We start from the raw sequence: 21,611 nt of genomic DNA, 5'->3' as shown, positions 1-21,611 counted from the left end.
TTGAAACTATCCCAAAAGGGGAACCTCTACTTAAATCAAGCTCTTTTGCTTCGGTTTCTCATTCGTGTAACGACTACGATCAAGAGTAAGGGAAGAACATATGCCAGATTATCGAATAAGGTCCAAGCCATGTATCCGTCCTCGTTGAAGGACGCCTGATCATGGTACATGGTAACTGAAAGAAGCAAGCAGATATATGCTATCGGAAACGTTAAAATACGGTAATTTTTTACTCTAAAAAATCGCGAAAATAAATTCGTCAATATAAATACCATGATCGAGGTTTTCATGTACGAACCGGCAATTAATGAAAATCCGATTACAGGCTCAATTCTTTCGATAATCTCCTGTATATAGATTAATCTGGCCAGCTGATACATGGAATAATTCATCTCGCCTGCTAAAGGTCCTAGAGCCAGAATGGTGCAAATAATAGATGCAATTAATGTGACTCCGTTCATTATAATAGCAAAGTACATATATTTTCCGAGCATTCGCTCTTCGCCTTTACGTGCAAACGGAAGAAGTGAAGAGTACAATACGACTTCTGCGAATGGAAACCCATAGGTGATATAGGCTCCATGAAGAATCGGTTTCATTCCGTCCGGCATGATCGGCAGTAAAAATTCTGGATGGTAGTTGGCAGAAGCCAAGACCAAAACCAATAAAATAAACCCATACATCATAATCAATAAAATGAAAAACATTCGGGCCATAACTTCAATTCCAGCCCGGGCTGTCAGTGCAGCCGTCACAAAAAACAAGGTATGGACAACAGTTACAGGCGTTTTTGTCATTATAGTACTATTGAAAAAACCGCCAACTTCAATAATTATGGCGGCGTTCTGCCAGAACAGGGCACAAGTAAAAGGAATGATCATTAAGAGGGTCAACCATTTTCCCAGCGCTTTACGGCTGTATTCGACGAAGAGCAATCCGGGATATTGGCTGTGCAAATAAAGGACGCAGGCCAATAGACACATCCCCATTACCCAAGCTATTAATAAGGAAATCCATGCTCCGTTTTTAGCAGCGCCGATTACTGAAGCAGGGATCAGAACGATGGCCGATCCCGTCATTCCGGCAAGAAACAACACCGCTGTCTGGAGCGCACTGATACTCTCTTGATTTTTCATGAGATTCCTCCGCTGATATGAAGTGAGTTCAGGTCGGGAGCCTGAACCATGCGACGATGCGTTTGGCCGGAGCGAGAAGAAAGAAATCAATAAGCTCGTCAAGATTTGGCCACGGGAGATTCGTAATATAGAGTAAGCCAAGATAGGCTATAGGCAGCATAAGCGATAGATACAGGATACGTGCTCTGCGATTTGTCCGTTTCCACTTTGGAATATCAGTGATCAGCATTGCAGCATTACAAATCATAAAAAACAAAAATTTAGCAAACATGGCTATCTCCTTTTCTAAAATGGTACTCCTATCCCCATTCCCGTACTCACAATATTAACTTCAACGGCTACATTAAACTCAGCCTTGGCAAACCGTTCGTTCCAGGTTGGCTTCCAGCGTTTCCATAATGCCGAATTTTTTTGAAAAATCTGATTGCCGATTCCTATTGCATCTAATCGTTCCTTCTGAAGAAGGGAAATCGTTTCCCTCAATTTCTCCTTAATCTCGGCTTCGAGTCTGCCTTTAAATTTATTTTGCTCCTCTCTGGTCATCACGGAAGAGCTATGCAGCTCGCCGATTGCCCCTATGATTTTGATATGTACACGAGCAACGACATCCTCTCCTTCGATAAAAGGTACTATCTTCGTTTTTAAGGAGATAACCTGGAGGCTTTCTTTGGTTTTCTTTTTTTCAGACTCTGCATCCTTATCCGCAATATCGATAACTCCGCTTTTGAATTTTCCAAGCAGCATCAATAATGGTTGGGTATTTGTCGGGCTGATAACACTTTTTACCAGCTTTCCTTCTTTAAGCAGCGCAACTCCGGCAATGGAAATCTCATCGAGGGGCTTGTCTTTGAACACATTAGGAAGCGTTGTGACTCCGGTTTCGTTTTTTAGTTGAATCGCCAGATCAAGTAACGGAACTCTGGAAGTTTTGGCAGAAAACCGTGCTGTCGTTTCTTCAATTTTCCGTAATTGCTGACCTATGGTGTTCTCAATATACGGCTTGGTTTCTAAATAGTCGCTTGCTTTCCCCCGAGCAATCAGGACAAGTATGGTTTTTCTAGTTTCAGGATCTCTCATGAAAAAATCAAGAACGTCTTCTAAACCTCGTTGTCGGGACATTTCTTCCCCGATGATAAGAATGCGCATGTGATCCAATTTTGCCCTTCTACCAAGGTGGATGGGAATGTCTTTTATCGCTTCATTCATGTTATCTCCTTTTGTTAGGATATTAAATGCTTTTGAGGACTGCTTGGGGGCTCCTCCCATCTCCTGCGAACCCGAGGGATTGTAAAAATGGGTAGTGAGATATATTTCTTCACTTTGGTCCAGGTCAACCGCTATCGCTTGTGCATACCCGAATTCCACCAGCTCCGCCTTGTCCCAGCAGCCCGCGAGCAGGATGACAGCCAATATACAGAAACCAATGGATATTCGCGTTCTCATGTTTTCCCCCCTTTTCTTTTATGCAAATGGCGGTTTCGCGGTTGGTGAAGCAGTATTTTTCGCGGGGCAACAATGAATACATCGCGCAATTGATTGATTCTAAGCGGCCCCAGTGGTGCAAAATAGGGTTGACCCAAAGAGCGCAAGCAAACTAAATGCAAAAATATGAGGAGAAGTCCGAACATAATTCCAAGTCCTCCCAAAGTGCTAGCAAGGATCATTAAAGGGAATCGCAGCATGCGGATCGATATGGCCATACTGTATTGAGGCAGTGTAAACGATGCGATACCGGTCAGAGCGACGACTATGACCATTACCGGCGAAGCAATCTTGGCTTGAATCGCAGCTTGACCGATGACAAGCGCTCCGACAATGCTTACAGCAGAGCCTATCGGACGGGGCAACCTGATTCCAGCTTCCCTAAGAAGCTCGAAAAAAACCTCCATAATCAGTGCTTCCACGAAAGCGGGAAACGGAATCCCTTCTCTCGTATCCAGAATGGCTAGAAGCAGAACGGTCGGAATCATCTCAGAATGGAAGGTTGATAAGGCAATATATATGCTTGGAAGCAGGAGTGCCATCACGAATGCACCAAATCTTAGTATACGTATCAGCGAAGCGAAGATGGTTTGCTGATAGTAATCCTCACTGGAGGCGAGGAACTCAAAAAAAATTCCCGGACATATCAATATTGTTGGAGTTCCATTCACCATTACGATAATCTTTCCATCCAACAGGGCAGACACAACGGTATCTGGCCGTTCCGTGTAGCGCACCTGAGGAAAAGGAGAATAGACAGAGTCGCTGATCCATTCTTCCAAATAAGATGTTTCAAGAATCTCTTCCGTGTCGATGTCTGCAATTTTTTGTTTAAACTCTAATAGCGATTCAGGATTGACGGCTCCATCCAAATATCCGTAAGCAATTTTTCTCTGACTTATTTCTCCTACCGTGAAATACTCAAATTTAAGTTTGGCTGATTTGAGCAAGCCACGAATGATGCCTATATTCACATTCAGTTCTTCAATTGTACTTATATGAGGCCCTTGAACGACCGGTTCTGTGATCGGCTCACTAACTTGTCTAAAGGGAAGCCCACTAGCAGCATAGCTAATTGCTTCCTCCCAATGATCAAAGAATATAACTATGGCTCCATTTAATATCTGTTCATTAACTTGATCAATGTCTTTCAACAGCTTGGGAGAATGACCAGTTATTCCATGTTTTTTGAAGAAACGCATCACAGCTTTGGGAGTGACCGCCTCCGCCGAGCCAGCTTCATAAGTGATTAGATCCTCCATAGCAGATTTCATGTATTTTAAATGTTCATTTTGAATCATTGTCTCAAAGTAAACAGAAAGAGCATTATGTTCAAAACTCGAACCATAACTCCAAGGTATGAGAACAAGATCGGTACAATCGGAAAAGCTGTCCTGAATTTGTTTTAAATTTTCGGCCAAGCATTTCGATATCATCACCGTTCCCACCTCTTAGCTATCCTTATTTAAACTATTTTTAATGTGCTGATTAGTATCTCTTTAAGATGAATCTTTTATGCAAGGCTATATCTAGTTTCTCACGAACAAATCAGCCTCTCCATATGGCAAACCCCGCGATAAATGGGTGAGGGGAACACTCCATTTTTTCTCTGGCCACAGGGTCGTTCTCAACATCTCCATAGATCCGTCTCTCCAGATGAGGTCTTAAATTTTGGCACCATGCTATCATCACCGACAAGTGTACCGTCAATGTCGATAAACACAAATGACATGATTGTTGTTATGTACTACATTTACACCGTAATTAGTGTAACGCATTACAGGTCAAATCTTTTTTGAGAAACTGATACGTTTTAAAAAAAAGCCGCCAATATGGCGACTTCCTATATGACTAAAACCTGCTTGGAGTGTAATTGCTGTTTTTTAAATACTCGATTACGAATTTGTCTAAAAATAAAAACAGATTTTCATTCATCACTTTGTAGTCACTATTTCTCAGTAGTTCTGGCTGCTGAATGAATCTGTGGCTACTACGTTCAGATAGTCCGGCTTCCGAATTCTCGATTAGAAGCTCTACCAATTCATGTTTAAACTCCATATGGCATTGAAAACCGTAGACAAGCTTCCCGTATTCTCTATAATCTGCCTCGGACAAGCCTCACTGTAGGCTATTATTTTGCAATTTTCAGTTAATCCAGGCTTATCATTTATGCCAGTGTCCAACAATACTAGTATTGTCAAAATGGGCAAATTTATCATTGCATTTTCCTTCATCTGTGAAGATTATGAAAAAAAATCCTGCTTCTAACTTTTTCAGTGTACGATTGTACGGTTATGTGTTATCCAATGTTTTTAACATTCCGCTTCGGGCGTTGTAAGATCCAACACATACTTTCTGAAAGTACAATATTCGCTAGCTCCATCAGGGTTTTTATTTCAAAGGTTGGTTGAATTGCAGATGTGTTTATTTTCCCGGTAGGGTTGAACCAACAGCTATCAATTCCGTTATTGTTCCCTCCCTGAATATCCTAAGTCAGTGAATCACCGATCATGAGAGCCTTCCTTTTATCCGAAATGACCCGCTTTGTAAATACATAATCAAAAATAGCAGCTTGTGGCTTTTGGTAACCTACTTCTTCCGAAATAATCACCTGTTCAAACACATCACGCAGTGTTTGATCTCCCAGTTATTATACAGAAGCTGGTCGTGCCATCAAGATACGATCAAGAATTGAAATCGTTAACATTCTGATAAAAATACAAAAACAATTCCATATATTCATATATACATTTCCTATTCCGTGTGATTGTTAACGTTTTCATTATTACATATACGTCTTGATTGGAAAAAGAAGGGGGCTATTGAATTATATAAAAAATTCGACAAAAATTTTAGTATGTAACTTTTATTATATTAACAAATACTGGAACAGAAAGTATGATAGAAAATGTAGAAACCACAGGAGCACCCGGGACTCCCTTCGTTCATCTACTCCAATAATCCAATATACGGAGGTATTTTATGAAAAAGAGATTTTCACTCGGAATCGCAGCGGCTCTACTGTTCACTACTCTGGCTCCTATAGGTGCACCTGCTCATGCAGCCAGCGATATTGGCAAGGAGACGCTCGGCAGCAAAAACGGATGGGCAGCCTTTTCTACAGGCACAACAGGTGGAGCTACGGCGACTACCTCCAATATTTTCACCGTAACGAATCGCAAGCAACTTGTCGATGCTTTGGGCAAAAACAGCAATAGTACGCCTAAAATCATTTATGTCAAAGGCACGATCAACGCCAACGTCGATGACAATAATAAACCGTTAGGATTGAACGACTACAAGGACTCTAAATATGAGTTTGACGCCTACCTCAAAGCGTATGACCCGTCCACATGGGGTAAAAAGGCCCCGTCTGGCACATTGGAAAAGGCACGTGAGGCTTCACAAAAAAATCAGGCCAGTCGTGTCGTCATTGAAATTCCGTCCAATACTACGATTGTCGGTCTGGGAAGCGACGCGGTCATTAATGGCGCAAACTTCCAACTAAAAAAAGGGACAGACAACGTTATTATCCGTAATATCGAATTCCAGGATGCCTACGATTATTTTCCTCAATGGGACCCGACGGACGGCAGTACAGGCAATTGGAATTCGGAATATGACAGCATTACAGTTAACGGCGCCACACATGTATGGGTAGACCACAATACCTTCAATGATGGGTCTCACCCCGATAGCCAAAATGGCACCTTTTACGGCCAAGAATACCAGCATCATGATGGACTTCTCGATGTGATTAACCAAGGCGATCTGGTTACGGTTTCTTACAATCATTTTTACGATCATGATAAATCATCGATTATTGGCAACAGCGACAGTAAAACAGCAGATGAAGGGGCTTTACGTGTAACTCTGCATCACAACTATTATGAAAACACGGTACAACGCACACCACGCGTGCGGTATGGACAAGTCCATCTGTACAACAATTACTATACTGGTGATGTAAAACGCTCCGAATATCCTTCACTGTATATATGGGGCGCAGGTAAATCCTCCAAAATCTTCGCCGAAAACAATGTCATTGACGTTGCCGGTTTAACTGCAGCTAAAATCGTGACTGTCTTTGGAGGAACTGCCCTGTCAGATACGGGCACAATCCTGAATGGACAAGCTGTTAACGCAGGCTCCAGCGCGGGTCTTAGCTCCTCTGTAGGCTGGAAACCATCGCTGAACGATAAAATCTCCCCATCCGCCAGTGTGAAGGCAGAAGTCACTTCCCAAGCCGGTTCCGGTAAGCTGTAAGCACTGCCTGCTAACACAAATAACCACAGGCGCCTACAACCTGCGATTTTACACCAAAAAGGCTGTTTCCTCCGTAGAATGATTCCACACGGAGAGAACAGCCCTTTTTTTATTTTTCATTTGTTTAATTACAAATTATAACACGCCTTAACTGCCGTATTGTTCTACCAAAACCGGCTTTTCAAATGCGTTATCCAGCTTGCGAAGTTTAGCCTTTACAGCTTCTGGTGGCTCAACCGCAGGCGCATCTGGATGCAGCAACCATGATTTCACAAAGTGCGTATCGGATAATTGAAAGAGTGGAGGCTCTTTCTCAAAGTCAATTTTCATAGCATAAGAACTGCGGGCTGCAAAAGCATCCCCTACAGGTGGGTGAAGCAGATCCGGAGGTGTTCCCGGAATAGCTGCCAGCTTCTGACCATGGCTGTCCAAACTTGGCATAGAAGCGAGAAGGCCCCATGTATATGGATGTTTCGGGTTATAGAAAATTTCATTAACCGTACCTGTTTCCACGATTTGTCCTGCGTACATAACGGCAACGCGATCAGCCATCTTCGCCACAACACCGAGGTCATGAGTAATAAAGATGATGGAAGTATCGATCTTTTTCTGAAGATCCTTCATTAACTCCAAAATTTGAGCTTGAATCGTTACGTCCAACGCAGTCGTCGGCTCATCGGCAATCAGAAGTTTCGGATTAGCAGCCAATGCCATCGCAATGACGACACGTTGACGCATACCGCCACTAAATTCATGCGGATATTGGTTAAAACGCTGTTCAGGATGTGGAATACCTACCAGATTCAGCAACTCAATACCCCGCTTGCGAGCAGCATCCTTGGATATTTTTTCATGCTTGAAAAGCACTTCCGTGATCTGCTTACCCACTTTCATCGTCGGGTTAAGCGAAGTCATTGGGTCCTGAGAAATCAGGCCAATTTCCTTACCACGAATTTTTTGCATCTGCTTCTCTGTTTTATTAATCAGCTCTTGTCCGTCAAACATAATTTGACCCTTTTGATAAATGCCCGGAGGGGTCGGAATCAACTTCATAACAGCTTGTGAGGTTACGCTTTTGCCTGAGCCGGATTCGCCCACAATCGCCAGCGTCTCTCCTTTATTGACATGAAAGTTTACGCCACGAATGGCCTGCACTAGTCCCTGACGGGTCTTGAAAGATATCGTTAAGTCCTTCACTTCCAAAAGGCGGTTCATCTCATCACTCTTTCATTTATTATTCATCACTATTATTGACCACTATCTAAAAAAACGACGTCCATGAGTCAAGGTATATACGATTAATTTTACTCAGTTTAGTACCTACCAGTCAAGCAATATCTAAAATATCATCAAAAACCTTTCACACCATGTTATATAAATGGAATGTTTGTCCGAAAAAACGATCATTTTTAACCATTTCTGTACTCATTTATAACATGCGCTGGATATAGCTGAAGCGTGCTCCACCCCATGGCGAACGTGTGCAGAGTAGTTCTCCGTTCAATCGGGTAGCAATTTGACGACAAATAGCTAATCCAAGACCTGTGGCACCATTCGAGCCCGCATAGAATCTTCCAAATACCTCGGCTGCCTCTTGTTCAGTCAGCCCTTCCCCATCATCATCCACATGCATAACCCATACAACCTCCGGTGTTGTCCCTGTCTCCAAATGAATGACAACCTCCGTAGAGGTGTGCCGAACTGCATTTTGCAACAAATTCAATATCATACGGAACAATTGCTCGGCTGGAACGGCCACATGCAGGCCCTCTCCCTCCACTCGAAGCGAGATAGAACGTTCAGCAGCCACCGGCATCAATAGATGAACAGCATCCTCCGCCATGCTTCTAAGATCAACCAGAGAGACAGGCCATTCTTCATTCAGCGCCTCCAACCTCGATAGCTGCAGCAGCTTTTCCACCATATCAATTAACCGCTGGGACTGCACTTTGATGATACTCAGCCCCTCGTCCTGGGATACCACTTGATCCTGAATGGCATATACATAGCCTTGAATCGACATTAACGGTGTCCTTAGCTCGTGAGATACATTTTGCAGGAATTCAATTTGACCGTGGTGATGGTGCTGAATACGGGCGGACATGGAATGAAAGGTACCGATCAGCTCGCCAATCTCACTTTTATCCGCCTGCGGAAAATCACTATCCTGCGGCTGATTCGGTTCGTAGTTGCCTACCGCCTCCTTCAATCGTTTGAGCGGACGCACCAGACGTGAGACAACCATCAGACCAATGACGAGAATCACCAAAAAACCCGCGATGATAGACAGTAATGTGGTTCTCATTAACGGTACATACAGTGCTCGCAAAGAAGATAAGGGTGAGTATACAAAAATACGAAAAGGTTGTCCGGGCAATTCTTCATTCGTAAACAGTACCTTTTTACCTTGAAGCACAGCCACCCCTTCATGTGTAGCGGTCAGATCCTGGGCAGACGGATGAACCGATGCAAAAAATCCTTGGCGGATCAAAAGCAAACGCTCTATCTTTTTGCCTTCCATTCCAGAGACGCTTGAGTCGATGATGCGGTTATCCGTGCTTAAAATAAAGTAATCGGCAGATAAAAGCACGCCCTTGATAACATAGTTAAATTCAGCATTATCCAGTCGATCAAAGCCTCCGTCACTCATAATATGGACGGCTTTGCGCGCCTGCTCATGAAGCTTGGATTTGGCCTGATTCACCAGAATGTCGTCGATAAGCCTGATGAATAAGACCACCGTAATACAGACGGTAATAAGCATGGCGATGGTCAGGGAAAGCAGTATTTTAGCTCTCATCGTACGCATGGTTACAACTCCTGAACCGTTGCTTTATATCCGAAACCCCATACGGTGTTAATGACGAGCGTAGAGTGATATTCAGCTAACTTTTTACGAATCCGCTTGACCAGATCATCCACGACTCTCACATCACCTATAAAATCATAGCTCCACACCTGCTGAATCAGATGTTCCCTGCCGAAAGGTCTTTCCAGATGATTCGCAAGAAACAGCAGCAGGTCGAATTCACGTGAGGTCAAATTTAGCTCTTGTCCGCCCACTGTGACTTTACGAAAGTCAGCAAAAATACACAGATTGCCCGCATGGCATATATCTGCGCTTTCTGCCGCTTGCCTATCGTCTGATGCAGACATTCCGGCCTTGCTCAGTCTCAGCATCGCTTTGACCCTTCCTACCAACTCCCTTGGATTAAAGGGCTTGGTCAAAAAATCGCTGCATCCCAGCTCCAGCCCGTGAATACGGTCGTTTTCTTCTCCACGGGCAGAGATCATAATGATCGGCATTTCCGTAAACTCACGAAGCTGAGTCAGTAGAGAAAGCCCATCAATGCCAGGCATCATAATATCAAGAACGAGACAATCCGGACGGTTCGTACGGATATGCTCTACCAGTGTTTTACCACTGGAAAAGGAAGTGACCTCGTAGGATTCTTTTTTCAAATATTCAGATATTAATTGCAGAATGAACACATCGTCATCCACTACTACTATTTTTGTCATGACCTTAACCCCTTGCCGTTGTTCTGGATGCTTCCATCCTCTCTTTAAGCTTAACAGAAGCCTAGCAGAATAGACAAAAGACGGGTATACCGTTCCCGGTCCCGTCTTTCTTATCATGAATCGCTGCTGTATATGCCAGGCGAGCTGAATGCTAACTGCATATCAATCTTATTTCTTGGTTGTTACTGTTTTTGGAGCTGTTTTGACTGTTTTTGAAGCTGTTTTGGCTGGGACTGCTTTTTTAACTGGAGCTTTGTGGGTCACTTTTTTAGCTACGACATGATGTGCACGAGTTTTATGAGTTGTTGCTTTGTGTTTAACAACATTATGTTTTTTTGCATGATGTTTAACTGTACGGTGCTGCACTTTCACTGCTTTTGTTTTGTGGCTTGCCACTTTTTTCGCAACGGATTTTTTGGCAGGGGCTTTCTTCGCTTTGGTTGTTGTTTTATGAGCTGTTGTAGCTTTTTTAACGGGTGCTTTCACTACAGGTGTTTTCGTCACAGGTGATTTTGCCGGTGTTTTGGTAGCCGGAGTCGTAACCGCAGGAGCTTTGATTGCTGGTGCAGTGTTCGCTGGAGTCGTTGTTGCTGTAGCGGCGAATACGCTGCTTGCTCCTCCCAATACACTTACTACGGTTAATACGGCTGCTGCATTTTTAGTCCATTTTTTCATGATTGAATCACCTCTCCTTTAAAGTATCTTTAGCTTATCAGGAGAATTCGGGATAATTGTGGAGCAAATGTGTGAAAAGTATATGAAAAAGCGTGCAGCCCTGTATTTAGAAAATACATGAGTCTGCACGCTATGAGTTTTACAATAACCATCTTCACTAACCAATGGCGATCCAGGAAATAATACCGTAGTTATGCGCGGTTTCGTTCCACTTGGTTACGACGATCACTGCTCCATTCGGCGTCTGAGATTTCAGCGTCGCATGAAAGAGAGGGTGGTTCGTCATCGCTACCAACGTGTAGTCCGGGTTTACAAAAGGCTCCCCGAATACAATGGTCACTTCCGTCTCTCCTTCACTGCCTTTCAAAAGAAACGGCGCTCTGCCAAACTGCTGCAATGCTGGCTGATTCGCACAAGTACGGACCGGAGTGATGCTCAAATGCTCCGGCTTCACTGCGTTCAGCTCCAGCTCACGTGAGCCTACCGAGCCTTCCACCAGATGATGACCTTCAATGCTCTGCTCTGCCACATGATGGCTTTGTACCGCAGCCGCTTGCAGATGCTCTGGTCCCACGGCTTCTGGGCTCAGCACCTCGCTGTCGACGGCCTGAGCTTTCAGATGGCTGCGAGATACACTGTTTGCCTGAAGTCTGTCGCCACTGACGCCTTCCTCTGGCAAAAGTCCCGAGAGATGTATATCTGTGGACAGCTGAGCCAGTGTCACCGAGCCCGGCTTTAGGTGATGCGAATCAATAACTTCCTCTCCAATGTGGTGGCTTGCAATAGCCTCCTCAGCCACATGGCGGGACTGTACCGTTCCATCTGCCAGCTTGCTGGACGTCACCGCTCCTTCCTGTATAGCATCCTCAGCCACTGCCTGCCAGCCTACATGCTGTGGCTGAATAGCCCCTGCCTGCAGATGCTCCGACTGGACTGAATCTAGCGCGATATGCCTGGACTGCACCACGCCTTCTGCCAGTGCGGACCCTTGGATCGCCCCCTCGGCCAAATGCTGAGCGTGTACGGCATGCTCCGTTAAATGCACGGAGTTTATGCTGGCTTCTGCCAGATTCGAAGCACGCACTGCCCGAAGCGCAAGCTTCTCAGCGTTCACGCTGCCTGCCTGGAGCGCGTGAACCGATATACTCCCTGGCGCAATATGCCGAGTCATCACTGCCGAAGCCTGCAAATGAGCAGAGGTGACGGATTCCGGAGCCAGATGGCTCGACTGGACGGCCTCTTCTGCCAAATGATTGGCTTGCACAGCTTCGTCCGTAATATGCCACGGCTGGACCGAATGAGGAGATATTTTGGCAGCAGTCACGCCATCATCCGCCAGTTTGCCGGACGTAACCGACTCATCCTGCAAAGCATCAGTTGATATTGCTTGGGATGCGATATGCACACCCTGAATGGTTCCAAGGTGTAGATGGTGCGGCTGAATGGACTCCGGTGCGATATGCACGGACTTCACTGCCCCCTCTGCCAGCGCCCTGTCCTGTACTGCGCCAGGTGCCAAATGTCGGGGGTATACGGCATGCTCAGACAACTGTGAAGGACCGACGCTTCCTTCCGCGAGATTCGTCGCTTGCACCGAGCGTGCCGCCAGCTTTTCCGAGGTGATGCTTTCTGCTTGAAGCGCACGACCTGACACACTGTCAACGGCCAGATGTCTCGCAAACACCGAGGAAGCCTGTAAATGATCAGAGGTGACGGATTCCGGAGCCAAATGGTTCGACTGGATGGACTCTTCTGCCAAATGATTGGCTTGCACCGCTTCGTCTGTAATGTGCCACGGCTGGACCGAGTGGGCAGACAGCTTGGCGGCAGTCACGCTCTCATCCGCCAATTTGTCGGACGTAACAGATTCATTCTGCAAAGCATCGGTCGATATCGCCTGTGAGGCGATATGCACACCCTGAATGGTTCCCATTTGCAGATGATGCGACTGGATGGACTCCGGTGCGATATGCACGGACTTTACTACCCCTTCTGCTAGCGCTCTGTCCTGTACTGCGCCAGGTGCCAAATGCCGGGGGTGTACGGCATGCTCAGACAACTGTGAAGGACCGACGCTTCCTTCCGCGAGATTCGTCGCTTGCACCGAGCGTGCCGCCAGCTTTTCCGAGGTGATGCTTTCTGCTTGAAGCGCACGACCTGACACACTGTCAACGGCCAGATGTCTCGCAAACACCGAGGAAGCCTGTAAATGATCAGAGGTGACGGATTCCGAGGCCAAATGGTTCGACTGGACGGCCTCTTCTGCCAAATGATTGGCTTGCACCGCTTCGTCTGTAATGTGCCACGGCTGGACCGAGTGGGCAGACAGCTTGGCGGCAGTCACGCCCTCATCCGCCAATTTGTCGGACGTAACGGACTCATCCTGCAAAGCATCGGTCGATATCGCCTGTGAGGCGATATGCACACCCTGAATGGTCCCCGTTTGCAGATGATGCGACTGGATGGACTCCGGTGCGATATGCACAGACTTTACTGCCCCTTCTGCCAGCGCTCTGTCCTGTACTGCGCCGGGTGCCAAATGCCGGGGGTGTATCGCCTGCGTGGACAGATGTGAAGGGCCGACGCTTCCTTCCGCGAGATTTAACGCTCGCACCGAGTGTGCCGCCAGCTTTTCCGAGGTGACGCTTTCTGTTTGAAGCGCACTACTGGATACGCTATCCGAGGCCAGATGGCTCGCAAGCACCGCCGAAGCCTGCAAATGGGCAGAGCTGACGGATTCCAGGGCCAAATGGTTGGACTGGACAGCCTCTTCTGCCAAATGATTGGCTTGCACCGCTTCGTCTGTGATGTGCCACGACTGGACTGAGTGGGCAGACAGTTTGGCGGCAGTCACGCCTTCATCCGCCAATTTGTCGGACGTAACGGACTCATTCTGCAAAGCATCAGTCGATATCGCCTGTGAGGAGATATGCAAATCCTGAATGGTTCCCGTTTGCAGATGATGCGACTGGATGGACTCCGGTGCGATATGCACGGATTTCACTGCCCCTTCTGCCAGCGCTCTGTCCTGTACTGCACCCGTTGCCAAGTGCCGGGTGTGTATCGCTTGCGTGGACAGATGTGGAGGGCCAACGCTGCCTTCCGCGAGATGCGTCGCTTGCACCGAGTGTGCCGCCAGCTTTTCTGAGGTGATGCTTTCTGCTTGAAGCGCACTACTGGATACGCTATCCGGGGCCAGATGGCTCGCAAGCACCGCTGAAGCCTGCAAATGGGTAGAGGTGACCGATTCCTGGGCCAGATGATTGGACTGAACGGCTTCTTCTGCCAAATGATTGGCTTGCACCGCTTCGTCTGTAATGTGCCACGGCTGGACCGAGTGGGCAGACAGCTTGGCGGCAGTCACGCCCTTATCCGCCAGTTTGTCGGACGTAACGGACTCATCCTGCAAAGCATCGGTCGATATGGACTGTGATGCGATGTGCTCTCCCTGAATGGTTCCAATTTGCAGATGATGTGGCTGGATGGATTCCGGTGCGATGTGCACGGACTTCACTGCACCCTCTGCCAGTGCTCTATCCTGTACTGCTCCAGCTGCCAGATGCCGAGTGTGCACCGACTGCGCAGAAAGATGTGAAGGGCCTATGCTACCTTCCGCGAGGTTCATTCCTTGTACCGAGCGCGCTGCCAGCTTTTCCGAGGTGACGCTTTCCGCTTGAAGCGCACGACCGGATACACTATCCGGGGCCAAATGTCTCGTGAGCACCGAGGAAGCCTGTAGATGCACCGAGGTGACCGCTCCTGCAGCCAGATGTGCCGAATCCACGGCCGCCACAGCCAAATGGTTGCTTTGTACAGCTTCGTCCATAATATGTCCGGACTGCACGGCATGGGCAGACAGTTTGGTGGGAGTTACGCTTCCCTCCGACAGTTTGGCAGAGGTGACCGATTCATCCTGTAAGGCCGGAGTCGCTATAGCCTGCAATGCGATATGCTCTCCCTGAATGACCCCGCTTTGCAAGTGCTCCGATTGGATGGATTCGGGCGCAAGATGTGCAGACTTCACAGCATTCTGGGCTAATTCCGTCTCCTGTACTGCTCCTGCTGCCAAATGCCGAGTGTGTACGGCTTGCGCAGCCAAATGTCCGGGACCCACGCTATTTTCCGCCAGATTGAGAGCCTGCACAGCACGGGCCGCTAGCTTCTCAGAGGTGACACTTTCCGACTGAAGCGCATGACCGGATACACTGTCGGGGGCGAGGTGTTTGGTTTGGACCGATGCAGATTGCAAATGATTAGAGGTGACGGATTCCGGAGCGAGATGATTCGCCTCCACCGCTTCAACAGCCAGATGGTTACTCTGCACTGCTTTATCCGTAATATGCCACGGCTGCACGGAGCGAGCAGACAACTTAGAGGAAGTGACACTACCCTCAGCTAACTTAGGAGCCGTAATCGCCAAATCATTGATTTTATCCGTGGCCACACTTTCCGGCGATAGTTTCAGCGAAGTAACAGCATGATCCTGCAAATGATGGGAGTACACCGCTCCGCTGGCCAAATGCGCGGTTTGAACAGCGCCTTCACCTAGTATGTCCGCGGTAACGGACTGTTCTTGCAAAGCCGAGGTTCCAACACTGTCTTCCCCAAGATGTTTGCTCAAAACAGAACTCTGGGCCAGATGGGCCGAATCGACGGATTGAGCCTGCAATGCCTTTCCACCCACACTGTTGTCGGCAAGGTGGTTTTCACGAATTCCCCCCGTTGCAATGTGTACGTGTGTAATGGCTTGAGAGGCAATCTTATTTCCGGTTACCGCCCCTTTGCCAATTTTAGGTTCTGTCACTGCTTCGTCAGCGATTTTGTCAGACTTAATCGCGCTCGAAGCAATGTGATTTTCCTTGACAGCCTGATTCGCCACATGGTGTTCCAGAACTGCTCCCTTCCCTAATTTCTCGCTCGTCACAGCCCCGGAATGCAAATGTTGCTCCGTAACCGCCTCCGATGCAATATGATTCTTTCGAATGATTTCGGACTGGAGGTGTACGGAAGAGACTGCCTCCGGAGAAATTTGGGGACCTTGTATGGCTGCTGTAGCAATATGTCTGGTAAGTACCGCCTCGTCGGCAATTTTGTGTGGTAATATGCTCTGATCCGATATCTTGGATGAAGTGACGGATTGATCGACAATTTGCAATGAGCCTACAGACTGATCTGCCAGTTTATTGGACTGAATACTCCGATCCGCCAGGTGACGGGCTGTTACTTGGCCCGTTCCAAGCTGCTCTTCCCCAATGGAGCCAGGACTCAGATGCTTTCTTTCAATCGCTCCAGCCTGAATATGCGAACTGGTAACTGCCTCCGACTCCAGATGACGCCCGCTGACAACACCTTCCTCCAATTGTTCCTTGCCCACAATTCCATTGGATAGCTGCTTGCGATTAATCGAACCGGGGGCCAGATGCCTTGCATGAACGGCATGCTCGGTCAGGTGTGCACTCTCAATGCTGCCAGCTTGGATTTTAGCCGCATCCACAGCCCCATCCCGCAGTTTGGAAGTGGTCACAGATTGATCGCCCAGCTTGGAGCTATCGACAGCTTCATTAGCCAAATTGTTCGATTGAATCGTACCACTGCGAATTTTATCAGATGTAACCGCCTGATCTTGAAGCATATCTGAAGACACGATCCATTGCTTGAAGTGACGGCTCTCAATGGAGCCATTCGCAATATGATCGCCGCTGATAATCTTATCAGCCAGCTTTTCTGGAGTGATGCTACCATCTCGAAGTTTTTCACCACCGATGGAGCGATCCTGCAATTTACTGCCTGCCACCGATGCGTCCGACAGATGTTCCACCGTAATGGAGTCCGGGGCAATCTTCGAAGAAGTCACAGCACCGTCGGCTATCTTAATCGTTTGAACGGCATAATCCGCCAGAGATTCCGTGTGGATACTCTCTTGCTTCAGCTTGCTGGAATCTATGGAAGCGGGAGCGATCTTCTCACCCGTTACAGCGAGATCGCTCAAATCGTCTGTATAAATGAAAGCGTTGTTTACATGCGGAGCCTTCTTATTGCTCAAAATTTCCTCCACATCAATTGGATCAGGTTCTGGTTCTGGCTCTGGCTCCGGCTCTGCTTCTAGCTCTGGGGGTTCCTCCATCGACACTTGAGTCTCCTCTGCATCCGCAAATTCAACCTCCGTCTCATGCGAAGCCTCGACTTCAGGTTCGACAACAGTCTGTAGCTCCGGCTCCTCTTTGGTTGGGGGAGGCGGAGAAGCAACTTGATGAAGTCTTGCTTCTGTCTCCCTCTCCGCAGGCTGTGGCTTCACGCGATGTATCATACTTAATTCATTCATATCCGGGTCAATTACACTATAGAGCGGCTTTTTGTTTCTTATGGTTTTGCGGCTCTTATTCTTCAAGCAACTCTCTCCCTTCTCATATTTATCGTTACAGCATCATATGCAGGCACTTAGGCACTTGCCACCCCGTGCAAGGATACACTTTTGGGTAAAAAGGATACTTACTAAAATCCACGTTTGAAAAAAAATAGTTAAAAGTTAAAATAGTAAGGGTGAAGATCGCTACAAGAAGAGAGGAATTACAATAACATGATTATCAAACCAAGAACACGTGGCTTTATCTGCACCACTGCTCATCCGGTGGGCTGTGCCCAACATGTTCAGGAGCAAATTGACTATGTACAGGCCCGTCCTGCTATCCAAGGACCCCGTAATGTACTTGTGATCGGGGCATCTGCCGGATATGGGTTGGCTTCTCGCATTACTGCCGCCTTCGGTGCGCGTGCCAATACAATTGGTGTATATCGCCCTAGTAATGCTACCGCCACACGTACAGCATCGGCAGGCTGGTACAATTCTGCTGCATTTGAAAAAGCTGCTCAGGAAGCTGGGCTTAAATCCTTAAGCGTAACAGGCGATGCCTTCTCGGATGAGGTCAAATCCAAAACGGTGGAAGCCATTCGCGAAGAACTGGGACAAGTCGATCTGGTGATTTACAGTGTCGCTTCAGGTCGTCGTACAAATCCCCGCACAGGCGAAACGTTTAATTCCGTGCTCAAACCTATTGGTAAGCCTTACACAAACAAGACCGTTAACTTCCACACCGGGGAAGTCAGCAGCGTGACGCTTGAACCCGCAACAGAAGAAGAAGTACAAGCAACTGTAGAGGTTATGGGTGGTGAGGACTGGAAATTGTGGATTAACGCCTTGCGTGAAGGCGGTGTATTGGCTGATACTGCAACAACCTTTTCCTTTTCGTATATTGGTTCAGATATTACGCAAGCCATCTACAGAGAAGGCAGTATCGGAAGTGCAAAGGATCATTTGGAGGAGACAGCACATCAGCTGAACGATCAGCTGAAAGTTACAGGCGGACGCGCCTTCGTCGCAGTCACCAAAGGACTCGTTACCCAATCTAGCTCCGCTATCCCTGTCGTTCCTCTGTATATTTCTGCTTTATATAAGATAATGAAGGAAAAAGGGCTGCATGAAGGGTGCGTAGAACAGAGCTACCGCCTGTTTGCTGAGCGTCTGTACGCACCAGAAACTCCTGTAGATGAAGAAGGACGTATTCGTATTGATGATTGGGAACTGCGCGAAGACGTACAGGCAGAGGTTGAGAAGATATGGGAGGCGCTGACGACCAACAATATCTACGAATTGTCAGATCTTGAAGGATATCGTCACGAATTTTTCCAACTGTTCGGCTTTGAGTTTGAGGGCGTAGACTATGATGCTGACATCGATCCCATCGTAAATATTCCTAACGTGCGCTAAGTCTTTTCATATCGTCATTATGTCAGAAAAACAAAAAAAGCTGTTCTCCAGCAGAGAAACATTTCGTTCTGCATGGAGGACAGCTTTTGTTTTTTAATTAAAAGGGACACTTGTGTCCGCTTCGAACTGCAAAAAGAAGCAAACATTGCAATTTTAAAATTCATTTGATATTGTACAAGTAGGCATAGCAAAGTCCCTCTTCCTAACAAGAGGGTAAACACAGTTGGACAAGTCCTACCTTGACTGACCGTGATTATATTTGCTCAGCCCACCACATCCATATAAGGAGGTGTACAACATGGCAAAAGACGTTCTGTGTGAAGTCAATTCATGTACGCACTGGGCCCAAGAGAATAAATGCAGCGCTAGCTCCATTTACATCGTAAGCAACAGACCTGAAGACACTCACAAGTCTGAAGAAACAGACTGCAAAACCTTCGAAGCCAAGTAAATCTTTGATTTCAAGCCTAGTTTTATAATGAAGGAGCCCATGCCCGGGTTCCTTCTTTCTTATGATATTCTAACAAGAATGATAATTATTATCAAGTCCTTTTTCGGTACAGAAAAACGCTATTCGCTTGTATACAATCATTTCTCTGCTACTTTATAAATCCAAGCCGAAAAGGACACTGCTGTTCTCTCTAAAGACAAAAAAAGAAGCGTCGCTCTGAACGATTCGCTTCTTGTGCTTGATCTTCTGTAATTGTTCTTGCTTGGTCGGCTTCATTCGTATGTGCTGTGAAATCTCGCCATAATGGTCATTCGTTTTGCGGCTTTGTGCCGCGCAATAGATTCCAGCGCGTTTTGCCTTGCTCAACGCTTTTTGTGTTTGAGTACGTGCCATATGGCTTCAATCTCCTTCATTGGACTCCTTTTATCATAGCATCCAATCGTCAAATCGTGAATGGTTTGTCTGACTCAAGCATTCTTCAATTGATTAAATGTCTGAAAAAATATCCGGATCGCCACTGGAGGCCGCTACAATAAAAACAATAACTATAAAAATGATGATCAGTGTATAAATCAGTGTACCGATAATACTACATACCAATCCAGCAATGGCCATACCTCTGCCTTGCTCGCCATGACGGTTAATTTCCTTCAAGGAAAGACTGGACAAAATAATACCCACAATTCCGATAATCAACCCGATATAGGGAATGACAACAGATAAAATCCCGAGCACCATCGAGGCAACAGCTTTACTATTCGTAGGTGGAACTACTGGGGGCGGGTTAAATGGGGCGTTATAATCGTTCGTCTCCTGAAAAGGATCGGAAGATCGAGGCTCCTTGTACAAATCACTCATCTGTTAAATTCAACTCCAATACGAAAAATAGCAATTATATAAGTTCTAGGGTACCACAATCTTACAAATCAGGACAGTACTTATTTCGAATTTTTAAATTAGAACGTTAAAAAGAAGAAACCTAGCGATATTAGCACTTTTTGAGGTAACCGGGCATACAGTATTTTACCTGTTACAGATCAATTGCGCTCCATGAGAGCATCCTGCCAAGGAGGTCGGAGCTATGCTATATCGTGCAACATCCCGCAGAAAGGGCTCGCCTCACAAACGTTTAAATGCAGACACACTTAGGAAAATATCCGCTGCCATGCTGCCATTTTACAAAGCTATTGCAACTCGCCGTGCTTTTGCCGTCCAATGGTCACGAGCTGTCGTTCAGGGCAACTTGGATCGGATGAAATCCCTTCTCTGCTCAGTAGCGCCATTTGCCGCCAAACAAGGCTTAGGCACGAATGGCATCGGCTACTTTATTTCCTTTTTAGCTCAGCCACCGATGCTCTATTATACGAATGGAACGACGATTCCACCGGGGACTGTGCAGTTTACGTTTGAGCCGAGAGTTCATCGCGCCATTGCAAAAGCCGTTTTTCCGCTGTATCGCGAATTGGCACGCAATCCATGTTTTGCTTCTGCCTTTGCCAAAGCGATCAACAGACAAGACCAGCGTGCAGTTCATGTAATGATCCGTAGTTTGATTCCATCCTCTGCGCTGAAATCTGTACACATTGAGGATGATGGCTTTGCATTGCTTTTTAAGTATCCCTTTAGTAAGTACCCATATCGCAATCTGCTCTTTCGGGAGTTCACTTAAAAAGGTCGCTACTAGCGTGCTTGCTTGAGTTCTCCAATGAGCTCTTTCCCCAGTTGTATAGCCATATCTGTCAGCACTCGGATTTCGTCCTTGGTTGCATGATCTAAATGTGCCCCGCAGCAAATGGCAAAATTGCCTGCAAACTCTTTTCGCAAGCGAACTGCAATTTCTTCGGTAATATAAAACTCCTTGTGATTTTGCAATTGCACAGTTTGAATCGGCTCGAGTCTGGCCCCTGCTGTAATCGTTCCCAAATGAGGCTGATCACCGCCTGAAATGAGTACAATGATATCTTCCCCCATAAAATAGGCATCCAGCTCTAGACGGATACGTCCGCTTTCTTTTTGCAAATGAATCAATAGGATCCTCTCCTGCTAAAAAATATTATTCAGGATTTTGCAAAATTCGATTCCAGTCGCTCCAAAGTGCAATATATAGACGAACTAGACCATTTCGATCTATATATCGTTTATTGAAAATCGCTTATTGGATTTTTGCAAAATCCTCTATTGTGAAACGATTCACTTTATAGAGTTCTACTCATTGTACCGCTTCTTGAACGGTTCGACAATTTAAAAATGGCCCACAGCAGCCTCTATAAACCGTGGCTTGCTGTGGGCCTTCATTGTTATTCTAAAAGAAGCA

Annotated in this window: 16 protein-coding genes and 2 pseudogenes; 4 read left to right on the top strand and 14 right to left on the bottom strand. The window is 46.6% G+C overall.

Going from position 1 to position 21,611, the window contains the following annotated elements:
• Nucleotides 1-35: 35 nt before the first annotated feature.
• The 6 genes and pseudogenes from MHB54_RS20610 to MHB54_RS20585 form a co-directional block, all read right to left on the bottom strand.
• Nucleotides 36-1,136 (bottom strand): GerAB/ArcD/ProY family transporter, encoded by a 1,101-nt coding sequence (locus MHB54_RS20610; RefSeq protein WP_028542198.1) that lies wholly within the window; start codon nucleotides 1,134-1,136, stop codon nucleotides 36-38.
• 28 nt (nucleotides 1,137-1,164) lie between these two features.
• The gene (locus tag MHB54_RS20605) at nucleotides 1,165-1,407 is read right to left on the bottom strand and encodes a hypothetical protein (protein WP_023989800.1); all 243 of its coding nucleotides are present in this window, start codon (nucleotides 1,405-1,407) and stop codon (nucleotides 1,165-1,167) included.
• 14 nt (nucleotides 1,408-1,421) lie between these two features.
• Nucleotides 1,422-2,579 carry a Ger(x)C family spore germination protein gene (locus MHB54_RS20600; protein WP_023989801.1) on the bottom strand — a complete coding sequence of 386 codons (1,158 nt, stop codon included), beginning with the start codon at nucleotides 2,577-2,579 and terminating at the stop codon, nucleotides 1,422-1,424.
• Nucleotides 2,576-4,054, bottom strand: a complete 1,479-nt coding sequence (locus MHB54_RS20595) for a spore germination protein (RefSeq protein ID WP_279835788.1) — start codon at nucleotides 4,052-4,054, stop codon at nucleotides 2,576-2,578. Before MHB54_RS20595 ends, MHB54_RS20600 begins: the two co-directional genes overlap by 4 nt.
• 105 nt (nucleotides 4,055-4,159) lie before the next feature.
• Nucleotides 4,160-4,289: pseudogene (locus MHB54_RS20590) on the bottom strand (Cof-type HAD-IIB family hydrolase); the annotation flags it as partial.
• A 628-nt stretch (nucleotides 4,290-4,917) separates the two neighbouring features.
• Nucleotides 4,918-5,250, bottom strand: a pseudogene (locus tag MHB54_RS20585) (HAD-IA family hydrolase); the annotation flags it as partial.
• 350 nt (nucleotides 5,251-5,600) lie between these two features.
• Here MHB54_RS20585 and MHB54_RS20580 point away from each other — a divergent pair.
• Nucleotides 5,601-6,884 carry a pectate lyase family protein gene (locus tag MHB54_RS20580; protein WP_028542196.1) on the top strand — a complete coding sequence of 428 codons (1,284 nt, stop codon included), beginning with the start codon at nucleotides 5,601-5,603 and terminating at the stop codon, nucleotides 6,882-6,884.
• Between the two features lie 147 nt (nucleotides 6,885-7,031).
• Here the strand turns inward: MHB54_RS20580 and MHB54_RS20575 are convergent, their stop codons facing one another.
• From MHB54_RS20575 to MHB54_RS20555, 5 genes are all read right to left on the bottom strand, one after another.
• Nucleotides 7,032-8,099 carry an ABC transporter ATP-binding protein gene (locus tag MHB54_RS20575; protein WP_013311421.1) on the bottom strand — a complete coding sequence of 356 codons (1,068 nt, stop codon included), beginning with the start codon at nucleotides 8,097-8,099 and terminating at the stop codon, nucleotides 7,032-7,034.
• Nucleotides 8,100-8,313: 214 nt separating this feature from the next.
• Nucleotides 8,314-9,693, bottom strand: coding sequence for a HAMP domain-containing sensor histidine kinase (locus tag MHB54_RS20570; protein ID WP_053325918.1), 1,380 nt, complete (start codon nucleotides 9,691-9,693; stop codon nucleotides 8,314-8,316).
• Between the two features lie 2 nt (nucleotides 9,694-9,695).
• Entirely contained in the window at nucleotides 9,696-10,406 is a 711-nt protein-coding gene (locus MHB54_RS20565) for a response regulator transcription factor (protein ID WP_340981874.1), read from the bottom strand.
• A 168-nt stretch (nucleotides 10,407-10,574) separates the two neighbouring features.
• A complete protein-coding gene (locus MHB54_RS20560; RefSeq protein ID WP_340981872.1) occupies nucleotides 10,575-11,081 on the bottom strand; it encodes a hypothetical protein in 507 nt (168 codons plus the stop codon).
• A 157-nt stretch (nucleotides 11,082-11,238) separates the two neighbouring features.
• Nucleotides 11,239-17,469 (bottom strand): WIAG-tail domain, encoded by a 6,231-nt coding sequence (locus MHB54_RS20555; protein WP_340981871.1) that lies wholly within the window; start codon nucleotides 17,467-17,469, stop codon nucleotides 11,239-11,241.
• 189 nt (nucleotides 17,470-17,658) lie between these two features.
• Here MHB54_RS20555 and fabV point away from each other — a divergent pair, with 189 nt between their 5' ends.
• Together fabV and MHB54_RS20545 are read left to right on the top strand one after the other, a co-directional pair.
• A complete protein-coding gene (gene fabV / locus MHB54_RS20550) occupies nucleotides 17,659-18,846 on the top strand; it encodes an enoyl-ACP reductase FabV (RefSeq protein ID WP_028542496.1) in 1,188 nt (395 codons plus the stop codon).
• A 298-nt stretch (nucleotides 18,847-19,144) separates the two neighbouring features.
• A complete protein-coding gene (locus MHB54_RS20545; RefSeq protein WP_023989813.1) occupies nucleotides 19,145-19,297 on the top strand; it encodes a DUF1540 domain-containing protein in 153 nt (50 codons plus the stop codon).
• A gap of 153 nt (nucleotides 19,298-19,450) precedes the next feature.
• Here MHB54_RS20545 and MHB54_RS20540 read toward each other — a convergent pair whose 3' ends face one another.
• Both MHB54_RS20540 and MHB54_RS20535 read right to left on the bottom strand, forming a co-directional pair.
• Entirely contained in the window at nucleotides 19,451-19,690 is a 240-nt protein-coding gene (locus MHB54_RS20540) for a hypothetical protein (protein ID WP_264454681.1), read from the bottom strand.
• A gap of 93 nt (nucleotides 19,691-19,783) precedes the next feature.
• Nucleotides 19,784-20,155: a DUF4190 domain-containing protein gene (locus MHB54_RS20535; RefSeq protein WP_025720792.1), complete on the bottom strand. Its 372-nt coding sequence runs from the start codon at nucleotides 20,153-20,155 to the stop codon at nucleotides 19,784-19,786.
• Nucleotides 20,156-20,378: 223 nt separating this feature from the next.
• On the opposite strand from MHB54_RS20535, the gene MHB54_RS20530 reads away from it, so the two are divergent.
• Nucleotides 20,379-20,966 (top strand): hypothetical protein, encoded by a 588-nt coding sequence (locus tag MHB54_RS20530; protein WP_340981870.1) that lies wholly within the window; start codon nucleotides 20,379-20,381, stop codon nucleotides 20,964-20,966.
• An 11-nt stretch (nucleotides 20,967-20,977) separates the two neighbouring features.
• On the opposite strand, the gene lpdD is transcribed toward MHB54_RS20530, so the two are convergent.
• Nucleotides 20,978-21,325: a prenylated flavin chaperone LpdD gene (gene lpdD, locus MHB54_RS20525; protein WP_068942071.1), complete on the bottom strand. Its 348-nt coding sequence runs from the start codon at nucleotides 21,323-21,325 to the stop codon at nucleotides 20,978-20,980.
• Nucleotides 21,326-21,611 lie beyond the last annotated feature (286 nt).

This window comes from Paenibacillus sp. FSL M7-0802 (assembly GCF_038004945.1).
Lineage (GTDB): Bacteria > Bacillota > Bacilli > Paenibacillales > Paenibacillaceae > Paenibacillus > Paenibacillus polymyxa_B.
Note: the sequence above shows the minus strand (reverse complement) of the source record. Positions and strands in the feature narration are given on the sequence as shown.